Source organism: Mycolicibacterium nivoides (assembly GCF_003855255.1).
GTDB lineage: Bacteria > Actinomycetota > Actinomycetes > Mycobacteriales > Mycobacteriaceae > Mycobacterium > Mycobacterium nivoides.
The window spans coordinates 5,040,548-5,054,827 of sequence record NZ_CP034072.1; the positions used below are offsets into that span (position 1 = coordinate 5,040,548).

Sequence of the window (14,280 nt, forward strand, 5' to 3'; positions counted from 1 at the left end):
CAGATGGCGCGGATCAGTCACACAAATGCGCGGGCAGCGTCGTGACAATCTCGAAATCGACTCCGTCGGCAACCGCAAGGTGAACCGGCTGGCGCGTGTGGTGTCCGCTGAACTCGACCGTGCCGCGCGGACTGTCGTAGGCGGCCCCGTCGGCGACCGCCTCGATATCCACCCTGTCACCAGACCGACGGATCATCTCGGCCAGGAAATACGCTCCCTCATAACAGGATTCGGCCGCGTTCCCCAGCGCGGGAGCGCCCGACCCGTTCACCGCCAGATATCGGTCGAGCAGTTCCATCGAGTTACGTCCCACCATCGAGCGAAAGTAGGACGCCGCGACGAACAGTCCCTGGGTCGCATCGTGCCCGCTCGCGATCAACATGTTCTCGTCCATCAGCGGACTGAACCGCAGCAGTTCCTCGTGCAGCCCACGTTGCGCGAACGCCCGATTGAAATCGACGGCATCCTGACCGACCAACAGCATCAGCACGGCCTCACACCGCGACCGGGCGACTTTGTCGACGAGTCGGGCGATATCCCCCTGGCCGAGCGCCACGAACGAACCGCCGACCAGATCCAGGGACAGCTCCTGGACATACCGGCGGACCTCGGACAACGACGTCCGCGGCCACACGTAGTCATCGCCGACGACGAACCACTTCCGGATGCCGAGGTTGTCGCGCATCCAGCGCAGCGCAGGCGCGATCTGCTGGTCGGGTGTCTCGCCGCAGCAATAGATCCCCCGCCGACGCTCACCGCCTTCGTACAGGGCGGGATACGAGTACGGCACCCGGCCGGCCACCACCGGCGCCAGGGCATGGCGCACTGACGAGATGTGCCATCCGCTCACGGCGTCGACATGCCCACCGTCGATCAGCCGCCGCACTTCGGCCGCCACCGCCGACGGAGGCGCGCCCCCGTCGACCACCTCGATGTGGACTTCGCGGCCCATCACCCCTCCGGCCGCGTTGAGGTCATGCGCGACCAGGTCTCCGACCGCTTCGCAGGCCGGCCCGAAGATCCCGGCGGGCCCTTGCAGCGGCACCACCATCGCCAGCCGCCATTCGGCATCGCGGCCGACGGTGCGTACTCGTACGTTCACCCCCGCAGTCCAATCCTCGTTACCGGGTAGACGAGATGGTCGGCTAGAATCATTCCAATTGGAAGTATCCTCGCGTAGGCGGTGCGAGGCAATCGCCAGTTGGGAGGGCGGACGCGATGACAGACGTGCTCCCATCGGACGGCCCCGCCACGCCGACCAGCAGCGAGGTCCTTCGGGCGGCACGCATGCTCGGCGCCGTCATCGAACGCCAGGTGAGCGGCGAAGACCTGACGCTCGACGACTGGCTGGTCTTGACGGCGCTGGCCGATTCCCCGGGCCTGACGATGGCGGAGTTACGCGCCCAGACCCAGGCCGCCGCGCCCACATTGACCCGCGTGGTCGACCGGTTGGCCGGTCGGGCCCTGGTGTTCCGCGAGGTCGACGCCGACGACCGCCGGAAGGTGCGGGTGAATCTGAGCAAGCGGGGCACCGCACTGCATGCCCGTCTGCTCACCACGGTCCGCCCGGCCGAACAGGCCTGGTTCGACGAGTACGGCGTCAGCCCGTGGATGCGAGCCAGCGGCTGACCCGTCAGCTGTTCTTGGCCAGGAATCGGCGGAACAACGGCCCGGCGATCGCCAGGTTGTACACCACACCACCCACCAGATACGGCCACCAGGTGCCGTGTGCGGTGGCGACCCAGAACGCCTTGGCCGCCCAATAGGGCGGCAGCACGCCGAAGGCCAGATTCCACGGCGAGTCGATGAACCAGGGCAGGCACGGCAGCCCGGCGATGAGCATGCCCAGCGGATCTTGTTTCCTGCCAGCGCGATTATCAACAGCACTGTCACGACGGCGGACAGCCCGGCAACCACCCCGATCGGTATCAGTGCCGTAAAGAAAGACCGCGTACCCGGAAGCCCGTCGCAAACCCTTGCCAAACACTCCGACCAATTACTAGGATATGCAAGTATCTCGGGTATGCCCCGAGCCACATAACTGCGCATCTCTCTTGGGACGGAACGCCATGACCACTCAGATCCCCCACTTCATCAACGGCAAGCGCACCACCGCCGGGTCGACCCGCACCGCCGACGTGCTCAACCCCAGCACCGGCCAGGTGCAGGCACAGGTGGTCCTGGCCTCAGTCGCCGACGTCGACGCCGCGGTGGCCGGCGCCGTCGAGGCCCAGAAAGAATGGGCCGCCTACAACCCGCAGCGCCGCGCCCGCGTACTGATGAAGTTCATCGAGCTGGTGAACCAGAATTCCGATGAACTCGCCGAGCTGCTCTCCCTGGAACACGGCAAGACCGTCGCCGACTCACTGGGCGACATCCAGCGCGGACTTGAGGTCATCGAGTTCTCGGTCGGTATCCCCCACCTGCTCAAGGGTGAGTTCACCGAGGGCGCGGGCACCGGCATCGACGTGTACTCCATCCGCCAGCCGCTGGGCGTGGTCGCGGGCATCACCCCCTTCAACTTCCCGGCGATGATCCCCCTGTGGAAGGCCGGCCCGGCGCTGGCGTGCGGAAATGCGTTCGTGCTCAAGCCGTCCGAGCGTGATCCCTCGGTTCCGCTTCGGCTGGCCGAGCTGTTCATCGAGGCCGGTCTGCCGGCCGGCGTGTTCCAGGTGGTGCAGGGCGACAAGGAAGCCGTCGACGCGATCCTCGAGCACCCCGAGATCAAGGCGGTCGGCTTCGTCGGCAGCTCCGACATCGCGCAGTACATCTACGCGGGCGCGGCCGCACACGGCAAGCGCGCACAGTGCTTCGGCGGCGCCAAGAACCACATGATCGTGATGCCCGACGCCGACCTGGATCAGGCCGTCGACGCGTTGATCGGCGCCGGCTACGGCAGCGCAGGCGAGCGCTGCATGGCCATCAGCGTCGCGGTGCCGGTCGGCGAAGACACCGCGAACCGGTTGCGCGCCAGGCTCGTCGAGCGGATCAACCAGCTGCGGGTCGGGCACAGCCTCGATCCCAAGGCCGACTACGGACCGCTGGTCACCGGCGCGGCTCTCGAGCGGGTGCGCGACTACATCGGCCAGGGTGTCGAGGCCGGCGCCGAACTCGTGGTCGACGGCCGCGAGCGCGCGAGCAACGAGCTGACCTTCGGCGACGCCAGCCTCGAGAGCGGCTACTTCATCGGCCCCACGCTGTTCGACAACGTCACCACCGACATGTCGATCTATACCGACGAGATCTTCGGTCCGGTGCTGTGCATCGTCCGGGCCCACGACTACGAGGAAGCGCTCAAGCTGCCATCCGAGCACGAGTACGGCAACGGCGTCGCGATCTTCACCCGTGACGGGGATGCCGCGCGCGACTTCGTCTCCCGCGTGCAGGTCGGCATGGTCGGCGTCAACGTGCCGATCCCGGTTCCGGTGGCCTACCACACCTTCGGTGGCTGGAAGCGGTCCGGATTCGGCGATCTCAACCAGCACGGGCCGCATTCGATCCTGTTCTACACCAAGACCAAGACCGTCACGGAGCGGTGGCCGTCGGGCATCAAGGATGGCGCCGAGTTCGTCATCCCGACCATGAAGTAGCACACCTGTGAATCTGCACGACCTGGACGAAGACGAACGCGTGATCGCCGAGACGGCGGCCGCGTTCGCCGAAAAGCGCATCGCGCCATACGCGTTGGAATGGGATGAGACCCATCACTTCCCCACCGACGTGTTGCGCGAGGCGGCCGAACTCGGCATGGGCGCCATCTACTGCGGTGAGGACGCGGGCGGCAGCGGGCTGCGCCGGCTGGATGCGGTGCGCATCTTCGAGGCGCTCGCCGCGGCCGACCCCACCCTGGCGGCGTTCCTGTCCATCCACAACATGTGCGCGTGGATGGTGGACAGCTTCGGCACCGAGGAGCAGCGCAAGACCTGGGTACCCAGGCTGGCGTCGATGGAGGCCATCGCCAGCTACTGCCTCACCGAACCGGGTGCCGGCTCGGACGCCGCGGCGCTGCGGACCAGAGCGGTCCGCGACGGCAGCGACTACGTCCTCGACGGGGTCAAGCAGTTCATCTCCGGCGCAGGCAGTTCCGATGTGTACGTGGTGATGGCCCGCACCGGTGCCGACGGCCCGAAGGGCATTTCCGCGTTCGTCGTCGAAAAGGACGCGGCGGGGCTGAGTTTCGGCGCACAGGAGCAGAAGATGGGCTGGAATGCCCAGCCCACCGCTCAGGTGATCTTCGAAGGTGTCCGGGTTCCGGCCGAGGCGCTGCTGGGCAGCACCGAGGGCACCGGTTTCGGGATCGCGATGAACGGACTGAACGGCGGCCGGATCAACATCGCCGCCTGCTCGCTCGGCGGAGCGCAGGCCGCCTACGACAAGGCACTGGGCTATCTGGCCGACCGCCAGGCGTTCGGCGGGGCCCTGCTCGACGAGCCGACCATCCGGTTCACCCTCGCCGATATGGCCACCGGCCTGGAGACGTCACGAAACATGTTGTGGCGGGCGGCCTCCGCGCTGGACGCCAACCATCCCGACAAGGTCACGCTGTGCGCGATGGCCAAGCTGTATGTCACCGACAAGTGCTTCGAGGTGGCCGATCAGGCGCTGCAGTTGCACGGCGGCTACGGGTATCTGCGCGAGTACGGTCTGGAGAAAATCGTCCGGGATCTGCGGGTGCACCGCATTCTTGAGGGAACCAACGAAATCATGCGCGTGGTCATCGGCCGATCCGAATCGGCCCGGGCCCGCGCCACCGGATAGGGAGACTTGAGTGAGCACGATCGCGTTCTTGGGGCTGGGCAACATGGGCGGGCCGATGGCCGCCAACCTGGTGACCGCCGGGCACACCGTGCGCGGCTTCGATCCGGTTCCCGCCGCACAGGAGGCGGCAAAGACCAACGGCGTCAACGTGTTCGGCACCGGCGCGGAGGCTGTTGCCGGCGCTGACGTGGTGATCACCATGCTGCCCAACGGCGCGTTGGTGAAGAGCTGTTACGCCGAGGTGCTGCCTGCCGCCGCCGACGGGGCACTGTTCATCGACAGCTCGACGATCTCGGTCGACGATGCCCGCGAGGTGCACAAGCTTGCGCTCGATCACGGCTTCGCCCAGCTCGACGCCCCGGTTTCCGGTGGTGTCAAGGGCGCGGTGGCCGGGACGCTGGCCTTCATGGTGGGTGGCGAGGACGAGGCGGTCGAGCGTGGCCGCACGGTGCTGGAACCCATGGCGGGCAAGATCATTCACTGCGGTGCCACCGGGGCGGGCCAGGCCGCCAAGGTGTGCAACAACATGGTGCTGGCGGTGCAGCAGATCGCCGTCGGCGAGGCGTTCGTGCTGGCCGAGAAATTGGGCCTGGACAAGCAGGCGCTGTTCGACGTGATCACGGGCGCGACCGGCAACTGCTGGGCCGTGCACACGAACTGCCCGGTTCCCGGCCCGGTGCCCACCTCCCCGGCGAACAACGATTTCAAGCCGGGGTTCGCCACCGCGCTGATGAACAAGGACCTGGGCCTGGCGATGGCCGCCGTCGAGTCCACGGGTTCGTCGGCCCCGCTGGGCACGCACGCCGCCGAGATCTATGCGAAGTTCGCCGTCGACCATGCGGACAAGGATTTCAGCGCGGTCATCGAGACGCTGCGCAGCTGATTCGTCCTCACGTTCGTAACGGCCACGGCGGACGAATGCGCCCGCGTTTCGCCGCCACCACGTTACGAACGCGGATGCGCGCCGAGATCTACGCGGCTGACGGGCTGCGCTGAGCCCACCACTGGCTGTGCAGGCGCTGGCATACCGGCAGGCGCAGCGGGTCGGCGCCGGTGAAGTCCGGCCGCACCGCCACCGCGGCGAATACACCGGCACCGGCATCGGGGTCGATGAGAACGCTGGCCATCCCGGCGCCGTTGGCGGCACGCAGACCCGCGGCCGAGCCGGCCATGGCCAACGCGTCGTGGCCCGCCACTCCCAGTTCGGCCAGGGCGTGCCGGTACAGCTCGGCCCCGGTGGCGCTCACGTCATCGGTGGTGACGACCGTTTCCACCAGGCCGTCACCGACGAGCTGGCGCACCAGGGGCTCGGCCCAGCGCCGACGGCCTGCGGCGACGACCGCGACCGGCAGACCGGCCAGGAACGCGTCATTCACCAGATCATCGAGGCCAGGCCGTGGCGTCAGGCCGGCCTCGAGGATCATCTCGTCGAACATCATGTCCTTGGTCATGCAGATCTCGTCGGCGAGCACCTCGGTGAGTACATCGCACTCCGTGCCGACGCACCGCTTACGCAGTTCGGCGGTGACCCGCTGACGCTCGTCGTGCAGCGCGAGAAGCTGCTGATAGCGGCCGACGCTCCACTGGATGGGCAGACCGTGCGCAGCGAAGGCCGCGTTGAAGACGACGCGATGCCCCTCCAGGTCGAGGTCCGACAGTGCATCGAGGTCGAAGACCACCGCACGCAGCGGATGGACAGGAGCTTCGGTCTGCGGACAGTCCCACCAGAACCGTCCGGCACGCCATGACTTCTCTTGTAGTGAGGGCACCACATGAGAGTGGCCTACGTCACACAGGTGGCGCGTCCCCCGTAGGGGGGATTGGGCCGGTCAAGTTGATCTACCCACTGCGTCACCACCTCTAGGGTGATGCCATGGCGCCCTCCAATCCAGTGCGCCTTGTGCTGGTCGACGACCATGAGATGGTCATCGAGGGTCTCAAGGCCATGCTTGCTGCGTTCAACGACCGGGTCGAGGTGGTCGGCCAGGCCGTAGGCGCCGAGCGTGCCCTGAGCGTGATCGAGACGCTCAACCCCGACATCGTGCTGTGTGACGTGCGGATGGAGGGTTCCAGCGGGCTGGACCTGTGCCGGGTGCTGCGGGAGCGGGATCCCGACCGCAAGGTGGTCATGTTGTCGGTCTACGACGACGAGCAGTACCTGTTCCAGGCGCTGCGGGTGGGCGCCTCCGGATATCTGCTCAAGAGCATCAGCAGTGACGAACTGGTGCGTCAGCTCGAATTCGCCCACAGCGGCCAGACCGCGATCGATCCGGGCATGGCGGCTCGCGCGGCCGGTACCGCGGCCCGACTGCAGCGCGACGAGTTCTGGCCGGGAGTCCGGCAGGGGCTGACCCAGCGTGAGAGCGAGATCCTGTCCTTCGTCGTCGCAGGCTTGTCCAACCGTGGGATCGCCAACAAGCTGGTGATCGGCGAGGAGACCGTGAAGACCCACCTGCGCTCCATCTATCGCAAGCTCGGGGTCAGCGACCGGGCCGGCGCGGTGGCGACAGCACTGCGTGAAGGCATCTACCAATGACCGACAAACCGGCACGTGAACTCGGCCCGATCGACCTCACCGCCGACCGTGAACTGGCCCTGCTGCGCGAACTCATCCGGGCCGCGTCGAGCGGCCCGGGTGTGGAGCCGCTGGCCGCCGCGGCGGCCCGGATGATCACCGAGGCCACCGCCACCGACGTGTGCTTCGTACACGTGCTCGATGATTCGGAACGCGCCCTGACCCTGGCCGGGGCCACGCCGCCGTTCGATGCCGAGATCGGCAAGATCCGGCTCCCGCTCGGGCAGGGCATCTCCGGTTGGGTGGCCGACCACCGCCAGCCCGTGGTGATCAGCCACGACAAGGAATCCGATCCCCGCTACAAGCCGTTCGAGTCGCTACGCGGGCGTGATTTCACCTCGATGGTGTCGGTCCCGATGGAGACCGGGCCCGGCGGGCTCGTCGGCGTGCTCAACGTGCACACCGTCGACCGCCGCGAGTTCACCCCGCGCGACGTGGAGTTGCTGCTGGTCATCGGCAGGCTGATCGCCGGAGCCTTGCACCAGGCCCGGCTGCACCGCCAGCTGGTGGCTCGTGAGCGGGCGCACGAGAATTTCGTCGAGCAGGTGATCGAGGCGCAGGAACTCGAGCGGCGCCGGTTGGCCGGCGACATTCACGACGGCATCTCCCAGCGGTTGGTGACGCTGTCCTACCGGCTCGACGCCGCGGCCCGCGCGGTCGAGCCGCAGGCGGTGGCCGAGCAGTTGGCCGCCGCGCGCGAACTGGTCGCCCTTACGCTGCAGGAGGCGCGGGCCGCGATCAGCGGGCTGCGTCCGCCCGTTCTCGACGACCTCGGCTTGTCTGGCGGGCTGGCCAGCCTGGCCCGGTCGATCCCGCGCGTGGAGATCGATGTCGACCTCGCGGAGACCCGGGTGCCCGACCACATCGAGCTGGCCCTTTACCGGATCGCCCAGGAATGCCTGCAGAACGTGGTCAAACACGCCGAGGCGGACCGGGCCCGGCTCACCTTCGCCGTCGACGACGGTGTGGCCCGGCTCGAAATCGTCGACGACGGCAAGGGGTTCGACACGTTCGAGCATCCGCTGGGCAGTGACGAGATGGGCGGCTACGGGTTGCTGTCGATGGCCGAGCGGGCCGAGATCGTCGGCGGCCGGCTGCACATCCGGTCGCGGCCCGGTGCGGGCACCACGGTGACCGCGGTCATCCCCCTGCCGTCGGTGAGCGAGTAGGACGGAGTCCTCAGGCGTCCTCACCCAGGTACACGCGCACCGCGGGCACCGCGCGGGCGATCAGCTCCTCGGCGGACCGGGGCGGCGGATTCCTCAGCCTGAAGTTCGCGGACTAACCGCCGAGTTTCCCGGCGAGTTCGGGGCACTCGTACTTGAGCGCCACGTTCACGATGGTCGTGAGCGAGTCGGGCGGCAGTTTGCTGCCCATCTGGATCAGCACGTTGACGACATCCTGCTTGGTTTTGTTGAAGCTGCCGGCCGCCATGATGCAGGCCATCATCAACTGGTTTCCGATCGCGCGGTCCGAACCTTCGATGCCGGCGGCGCGCACCTCGGCGAACGCCTCGGGCGGCAACCCCGCCGAACCACGCGGCGACCCCGCGGTCGGCGGCGGACTCTTCGGAGCAGTTCGCTTGGGCGCCTTCGACTCCGACGTGAACGGTATGACGTCATCCGGAGCAGTCGCTGTCCCGGTGGTCGTGGCGCTACAGGCCGCCGTCAACACGACGACGACGGAGCCCAGCGCCGCGGCTACCCGCTTGGCTTGCATGCTCGCTCCCCTCAACTACGTTCGAGGGTAGTGGGGTTCCCGCACGGAAACCCGCCTCAGAAATCCCCGGAGTGTCGGCGCAGCGTCTCGATCGACGCCACCAGGGCCTGGGACTGTTCATCCGACATCCCGACGTCGGCGAACACCTGCTCGTTCAGGGTCACGGTGGCGTCCTCGACCGTCGAGCGCCCGAGCTTCGTGATCTGCACGAGCGTGGTGCGCCCGTCAGTGGGGTGCGGGATGCGCTCCACCAGACCGTTGGCCTCCAAGCGCCGGATGGCGTGCGTGACGCTGGTGACGTGTACCTGGAGGCGGTCGGAGGCCTTCGTGATCGGCAGCGCGCCGGACCGGCTGAAGGCCAGCAGCCGCAGCAGTTCGAATCGCGAGAAGCTCAGATCGTAAGGCCGCAGCGCGGACTCCACCCGGGCCAGCAGAATCTGGTGGGCCCGCATCACCGACGTCACCGCGACCATCCCGCCGGCCACATCGCCCCAGCCGGCGGCCTCCCAGTTCGCGCGGGCCTGCGCGATGGGGTCACGTTTGTCTGGTGGCGAGGGCACGCCTCTTCTTACCGCATCACCGCGCGGGCACCACGCATTCCGCGCGCATTCTGTGGTTCAGGCGGCCGCTGTCACCGCACCCAGCACCGCACGGGTGGACTGCCGCGATCCGATGGTGATCCGCACCCCGCCGTCGGCATAGTGACGGAGCTGAAGTCCGGTGCCATCGAACACCTCCGGCCACGGCAGGGACCCGCCGGGCAGGTACACGAAGTTGGCCTGCCCGTCCGTGCTGTAGACACCCAGTGCCCGCAAACGCGTCTGCAGGTAGCGCCGTTCAGCGGCGATCATCCGGATGCGTTGGCGCAGCTGATCTTCCGCATCGTACGAGGCGGCGACGGCCACCTGGGCGCTGAGCCCGATTCCGAACGGCAGCTGCATCCGCCACAGCTGACGACCGAGATCGGGGGCGCAGAACCCGTAGCCGATCCGCAGCCCGGCCAGTCCGTAGGCCTTCGAAAAGGTGCGCACCACCACGACATTTCCGAACCGGGCCACCAGGTTCGGCCCGTCGATGCGCTGTCCGGCGGCCAGGAACTCCACGTATGCCTCGTCCAGCAGCACGACGGTGTCCTCGGGAAGCCGGGTCAGGAGGCGCTCGATCTCGATCGCCGGTTCGATGGTGCCCGTCGGGTTGTGCGGCCTGCAGACCACCACGACCCTCGCGCCCTTCCCGGCCTCGGCCATCGCGTCCAGATCATGGTGGCCGTGCGCGTCGAGCGGAATCGTCACCGTCCGCAACCGTGCCATCTGCGCAAAGATCGGATACCCGTCGAACGTGGGCTCCGCCATCACCATGGTGTCGCCCGGACTGGTCACCGCATGCAGTACCTGCATGATGACCCCGGTGGCGCCGGCACCGACGATCACCTGTTCCTCGGCCATCCCGTCGTGATCGGCGATCAGCGAGCGCAACCGCTGCGGCAGGAATTCCGGATACCGATTGGCTGCCTCATCGCACGCACGCAGCGCTGAGCGCACCGCTGGCAGCGGCGGAAACGGGCATTCGTTGAGCGACAGCGCCAACGGATTGACCGCCTGCGGCAGCGCGCCGACGACGTCGGACAGCGCGGTGCGGGGTGCCACCATCACCCGTTCCCCAGCTCGCCGCCGGTGCCGGGGCGGCCGCCCCACCGCACCGCGGCCGCCCCGGCGAAGTCACCGGCGTGGGCGAAGGCGGCCATCAGCACGGTATCGCCGGCCTTCACCCGCCCGTCGGTGACGGCCCGGTCGAAATTGACGGGAATGCCTGCGGCGAAAAGGTTTCCGCAGTCATCGAAAGTATCGACGTGGCGTTCGGGGGGCAGCTCCAGCGCCTCGCGCCAGTTGCGCAGGAACACCCGGTTGGGCTGATTGGTGACCAACAGGTCGATGTCCTTGGGCTGCACACCGATCCGGTCGCAGACCGCATAGGACACCTCGGGAACCTGCCGGTTGCCCCGGGCCAGCACCTTGGTGATCTTGCTCTCGGTGAAGCCGATGGAAGCCTCCCCGGTACGGGCCTGCCACCACTTGGCCGGCGGGTCGATCGCGAGGGTCATATCACCCGCGTACTCGCCGTACGTGCGGCATTCGATGTCGAGGATGGGCGAGGAGTCCGACAGCGTCACCAGCGCGACCGCCGCGCCGTCACCGGGGACCGAGGCCTGGGATTTGCGCCGGACGGTCGGCTGGTCGAAGACCGTGCCCGCGGCGTTCTGGGCGATCGCGATCACCGCGGTCCGGCCCTCCCCCGCGCTCAACAGCGTGCGGGCCACCTTGAGCCCGAGCACGAAAGCCGCGCACCCACCGTTGTGCAGGTCGATCACCCAGTCGGGTTTCATCCCCAGCCGGTGCGCCATGCCGCCACCGCCACCGTAGAACGGCATGTCGGGCAGCTGAGTGTGTGTGATCAGCACATCGGCCGCGGTGATGACGTCGGAACCGTGCCGCTCGATCAACCCGGCAGCGGCCCGCTCGACCATGTCGATCGCGGTTTCCTCCGGCGCCACATGATGACGGAACTTCGGCGCGCGGAACATCACGTTCTCGGCCAACTCATCTGTTTCGGCGAACCCGGCGTAGTAGTCGGCACCGATCGGATCACCGGGCAGGTACGTGGACACGTCGATGAGGCTGACGGGGCTCTTCGCGGACGTATTCGCAGTCATGGCCGAACCTCACTTCATCCATGCCGGCGTGACCGGCAGGCCGTTGCGGTGCCGGTATTCGGCGATTGCCTTGAGGTTTCGCAATTCCAGCAGGTGGCCGGGACCGAACATGTCCCAGAAGTCGCCCACCCAGACCGGTCGCGCCGGGGGCGCTGTCTCCGGGTACGGGTTCTCGTCGTAGAACGGATGGTGGCAATTCGTCCACAGCACAACCGATCCCGGCTTGTCCAAGACCACCTGCGCATCGACGATCCGCATCAGGTAGATCATCCACAGATGCTTGCCCTGATCCCAGGCGCAGTGATAGTCCACGGTGAGCGCGTCGCGGTTGGCCACGGTGCGGGTGTAGATCGCGCTGCCCGGCCCCGACGGCCCGGCGCCGAGCCGGTCATGGGCAAGCCACAACCCGGGCTCTTCGGTCGGGGTGAAACCGCGCAGGCTGTAGGTCCACTCCTCCAGGCAGCGGGTGTCGGACAGGTAGTCGAACAACTCGTCGGGTGGACACTCGATGTAGTCGTTGACCGTGCAGTACTGACCGAATACCTGGTCATGCGGGTAGACCGACCGCATCATGTCCATGATGATCGGCGTGGCCTGTTCCTTGGGTGAGGTCTCGATCCGGATCAGTCCGTCGAGCGGGGTGCGGGTGGCCCGATGGGCCGTGATGTCTTCAAGCGCGGGCAGTGACATGGGACCTGTTCTCCTGTGCAATGGAAGGTGTGCTGTCGGTTGTGGTCAGAAATGCTGCGAACGGCGGGATTTCGTCGGCTGAACATTCGATGCTGAGCACCGACGGACCGTCGGTGTCCAGTGCCATGCCAAGCGCCCGGGGCAGTTGGCGGAGCTCGGTGACGTCGTATGCCGGCAGGCCCGGGAACATCGCCGCCAGACCGGCACCCAGCCGGCTCGGGCCGAACCTGTTGTAGGAGTAGCGATCGTCGTAGAACAGCTGTTCGCGGGTGACGCACATGGCGTGGGCGTGATTGTCGAACAGCACGAACGTGATCGGCAGCCGGTACTGCAGCGCGGTGTGAATCTCCATGCCGTGCATGAAGAATGAGCCGTCACCGGCGATCACGGCCGTACGCCGGTCGGTCACGGCGCCGGTGGCAGAGGCCCGGTGAAACGTCATCCCGATGCCCGCGCCGAAGCTGTAGCCCATCCCGCCCATGCCCAGCGCCACCATGAAGCGGCCGTCACGCCGGGCCGGCAGATAGTGGATGGCCGATGCCCCGACGTTGCCCGCGTCGACGACGATGTCGGTGCCGTCGGGCAGGGCCTCGTCGAGCACCGCCATCGCGTCGCGGTACCGGATACCCGGGCCGTCGTGGGACGGTGGCCTCAGTTCGGTACGCGGCACCAGATCCGGCACCCGCACCTGAACCGGCCGGCCGGGACCTGAAAGCGCGCGGGCAAGCATCGTCAGCGACTGGCGCAGGTCATCGGAGTGGACATGCGTGCACGCCGGGAACGGCACCTGCGAGCCGATCGAGTACGTCGCCACCTGACCCAGCGCCTCGTCGAGACCGGCCCGGGCGGTCACCGTCATGCGGGTGCCGACCAGCAGGCACATCGCGCTCTGGGCGGCGGCAGCGGACACCCCGGGATGACCCATCACACCGGCTACCCCCAACGCGGAGGACGAGCCGAGCCCCGGGGTGCCTGCCACGTCTTTGGCGTCGGGCACCGTGGCCACCCTCGCACGCAGCGTGGCCCGCAGTCGTTCCAGTTCGGCGCGGGCGTCGTCACGTGCCACCTGTTCACCGGCGATGATCGTGATCGGGCCGTCGACGCCGCGCAGGGCCCGCTCGAGCGGTCCCAGATCGGAATGGCGCGGCTCCGTCCCGATGCTGCCCCCGGCGCGGCCATTGCCGCTGCCATCGGCCTTACCGTTCACCCTCAGCTCGGCCTGCTGAATGTTCTTGGGCAGCAACAACACCGCGGGCCCACCGGTGCGAGCGGCGGCCAGCGCCTCCGGAAGCGCGGTGAGGATGTCGGCGGGTGTCAACACCCTGCGGCAGTACACCGAGACCGCCGAGAACAATGCATGCCCGTCCAGGCTGCCGTTGTCCCCACTGGTGTCCTGGAACGCGCCGTGGCCGTCGAGCGTCGTCGGCGCCTGGCCGATCAGGGCCAGCACGGGAACCCGGCTGGCCAGCGATTCTGCCAGTCCGGGCACGGTGTTGAGGCAACCACCACCCGATGTTGCCGCCACCACGCCGATTCCGGCGCCGCTGCGGCTGTACCCGTCCGCCATTGTGGCAGCGGAGAATTCGTGTTTCGCCAGCACCGCGGTGATGTCGTCACGAAAGTACGCCGCGTCATAGAGGTCCTCGATGTTGGCACCGTCCACGCCGAAGATGTGCGAGACCCCATTCGCGGCCAGATAGCCGACGATGTGGTCCACCACCCTGTGCGTCTCGACCATGTGTCACCTACTTCCGTGCTCTGCCAATGACACGACCCGTGGGCGGCGTAGGTTCACCGGATAACGGATTTGTGCAAACTCCCCGCGATA

At 67.6% G+C, this 14,280-nt stretch carries 14 protein-coding genes and 1 pseudogene; 6 read left to right on the top strand and 9 right to left on the bottom strand.

Features of this window, described 5'->3' with window-relative positions:
- Nucleotides 1–13: 13 nt before the first annotated feature.
- The gene (locus EH231_RS24585; protein ID WP_090424892.1) at nt 14–1,051 is read right to left on the bottom strand and encodes a substrate-binding domain-containing protein; all 1,038 of its coding nucleotides are present in this window, start codon (nt 1,049–1,051) and stop codon (nt 14–16) included.
- A 167-nt stretch (nt 1,052–1,218) separates the two neighbouring features.
- Between EH231_RS24585 and EH231_RS24590 the strand changes: the two genes are divergently transcribed.
- A complete protein-coding gene (locus tag EH231_RS24590) occupies nt 1,219–1,629 on the top strand; it encodes a MarR family transcriptional regulator (RefSeq protein WP_090424675.1) in 411 nt (136 codons plus the stop codon).
- 4 nt (nt 1,630–1,633) lie between these two features.
- Here the strand turns inward: EH231_RS24590 and EH231_RS24595 are convergent.
- Nucleotides 1,634–1,971 (bottom strand): annotated as a pseudogene (locus EH231_RS24595) (ABC transporter permease); the annotation flags it as partial.
- Between the two features lie 98 nt (nt 1,972–2,069).
- Here EH231_RS24595 and EH231_RS24600 point away from each other — a divergent pair.
- From EH231_RS24600 to mmsB, 3 genes are read left to right on the top strand one after another with little or no spacing between them, the layout of a single operon-like run.
- Nucleotides 2,070–3,590, top strand: a complete 1,521-nt coding sequence (locus EH231_RS24600) for a CoA-acylating methylmalonate-semialdehyde dehydrogenase (RefSeq protein ID WP_124713499.1) — start codon at nt 2,070–2,072, stop codon at nt 3,588–3,590.
- Between the two features lie 7 nt (nt 3,591–3,597).
- Nucleotides 3,598–4,758, top strand: a complete 1,161-nt coding sequence (locus EH231_RS24605; protein WP_090424673.1) for an acyl-CoA dehydrogenase family protein — start codon at nt 3,598–3,600, stop codon at nt 4,756–4,758.
- 10 nt (nt 4,759–4,768) lie between these two features.
- Complete coding sequence (gene mmsB, locus EH231_RS24610) at nt 4,769–5,641, top strand: 3-hydroxyisobutyrate dehydrogenase (RefSeq protein ID WP_090424672.1); 873 nt, start codon at nt 4,769–4,771, stop codon at nt 5,639–5,641.
- Between the two features lie 88 nt (nt 5,642–5,729).
- Here mmsB and EH231_RS24615 read toward each other — a convergent pair whose 3' ends face one another.
- On the bottom strand, nt 5,730–6,527 hold the full coding sequence (locus EH231_RS24615; RefSeq protein ID WP_124713500.1) for an HAD family hydrolase: 798 nt from the start codon (nt 6,525–6,527) through the stop codon (nt 5,730–5,732).
- Nucleotides 6,528–6,631: 104 nt separating this feature from the next.
- Here EH231_RS24615 and EH231_RS24620 point away from each other — a divergent pair, with 104 nt between their 5' ends.
- A complete protein-coding gene (locus EH231_RS24620) occupies nt 6,632–7,294 on the top strand; it encodes a response regulator (RefSeq protein WP_044516225.1) in 663 nt (220 codons plus the stop codon).
- Nucleotides 7,291–8,502 (top strand): GAF domain-containing sensor histidine kinase, encoded by a 1,212-nt coding sequence (locus tag EH231_RS24625; protein ID WP_044516224.1) that lies wholly within the window; start codon nt 7,291–7,293, stop codon nt 8,500–8,502. Before EH231_RS24620 ends, EH231_RS24625 begins: the two co-directional genes overlap by 4 nt.
- 112 nt (nt 8,503–8,614) lie before the next feature.
- Here EH231_RS24625 and EH231_RS24630 read toward each other — a convergent pair whose 3' ends face one another.
- The 6 genes from EH231_RS24630 to EH231_RS24655 are packed head-to-tail and all read right to left on the bottom strand — an operon-like array spanning nt 8,615 to nt 14,190.
- Complete coding sequence (locus tag EH231_RS24630; RefSeq protein ID WP_090424671.1) at nt 8,615–9,052, bottom strand: hypothetical protein; 438 nt, start codon at nt 9,050–9,052, stop codon at nt 8,615–8,617.
- Nucleotides 9,053–9,108: 56 nt separating this feature from the next.
- Nucleotides 9,109–9,612 (bottom strand): MarR family transcriptional regulator, encoded by a 504-nt coding sequence (locus EH231_RS24635; protein ID WP_090424670.1) that lies wholly within the window; start codon nt 9,610–9,612, stop codon nt 9,109–9,111.
- A gap of 57 nt (nt 9,613–9,669) precedes the next feature.
- Nucleotides 9,670–10,701: a pyridoxal phosphate-dependent aminotransferase gene (locus EH231_RS24640; protein WP_090424669.1), complete on the bottom strand. Its 1,032-nt coding sequence runs from the start codon at nt 10,699–10,701 to the stop codon at nt 9,670–9,672.
- Nucleotides 10,701–11,762 (bottom strand): 3-oxoacyl-ACP synthase III family protein, encoded by a 1,062-nt coding sequence (locus tag EH231_RS24645; RefSeq protein WP_090424668.1) that lies wholly within the window; start codon nt 11,760–11,762, stop codon nt 10,701–10,703. The genes EH231_RS24640 and EH231_RS24645 overlap by 1 nt, the downstream gene beginning before the upstream one ends.
- A gap of 9 nt (nt 11,763–11,771) precedes the next feature.
- Complete coding sequence (locus EH231_RS24650; protein ID WP_090424667.1) at nt 11,772–12,452, bottom strand: SRPBCC family protein; 681 nt, start codon at nt 12,450–12,452, stop codon at nt 11,772–11,774.
- A complete protein-coding gene (locus EH231_RS24655; protein ID WP_164481005.1) occupies nt 12,433–14,190 on the bottom strand; it encodes a thiamine pyrophosphate-binding protein in 1,758 nt (585 codons plus the stop codon). The genes EH231_RS24650 and EH231_RS24655 overlap by 20 nt, the downstream gene beginning before the upstream one ends.
- Nucleotides 14,191–14,280: the final 90 nt, after the last annotated feature.

Bases quoted from the DNA above. Each gene is read 5' to 3' on its own strand.
- EH231_RS24585 (WP_090424892.1), bottom strand. From the start codon at position 1,051: ATGGTGGTGCCGCTGCAAGGGCCCGCCGGGATCTTCGGGCCGGCCTGC.
- EH231_RS24590 (WP_090424675.1), top strand. From the start codon at position 1,219: ATGACAGACGTGCTCCCATCGGACGGCCCCGCCACGCCGACCAGCAGC.
- EH231_RS24600 (WP_124713499.1), top strand. From the start codon at position 2,070: ATGACCACTCAGATCCCCCACTTCATCAACGGCAAGCGCACCACCGCC.
- EH231_RS24620 (WP_044516225.1), top strand. From the start codon at position 6,632: ATGGCGCCCTCCAATCCAGTGCGCCTTGTGCTGGTCGACGACCATGAG.
- EH231_RS24625 (WP_044516224.1), top strand. From the start codon at position 7,291: ATGACCGACAAACCGGCACGTGAACTCGGCCCGATCGACCTCACCGCC.
- EH231_RS24630 (WP_090424671.1), bottom strand. From the start codon at position 9,052: ATGCAAGCCAAGCGGGTAGCCGCGGCGCTGGGCTCCGTCGTCGTCGTG.
- EH231_RS24640 (WP_090424669.1), bottom strand. From the start codon at position 10,701: ATGGTGGCACCCCGCACCGCGCTGTCCGACGTCGTCGGCGCGCTGCCG.
- EH231_RS24645 (WP_090424668.1), bottom strand. From the start codon at position 11,762: ATGACTGCGAATACGTCCGCGAAGAGCCCCGTCAGCCTCATCGACGTG.
- EH231_RS24650 (WP_090424667.1), bottom strand. From the start codon at position 12,452: ATGTCACTGCCCGCGCTTGAAGACATCACGGCCCATCGGGCCACCCGC.
- EH231_RS24655 (WP_164481005.1), bottom strand. From the start codon at position 14,190: ATGGTCGAGACGCACAGGGTGGTGGACCACATCGTCGGCTATCTGGCC.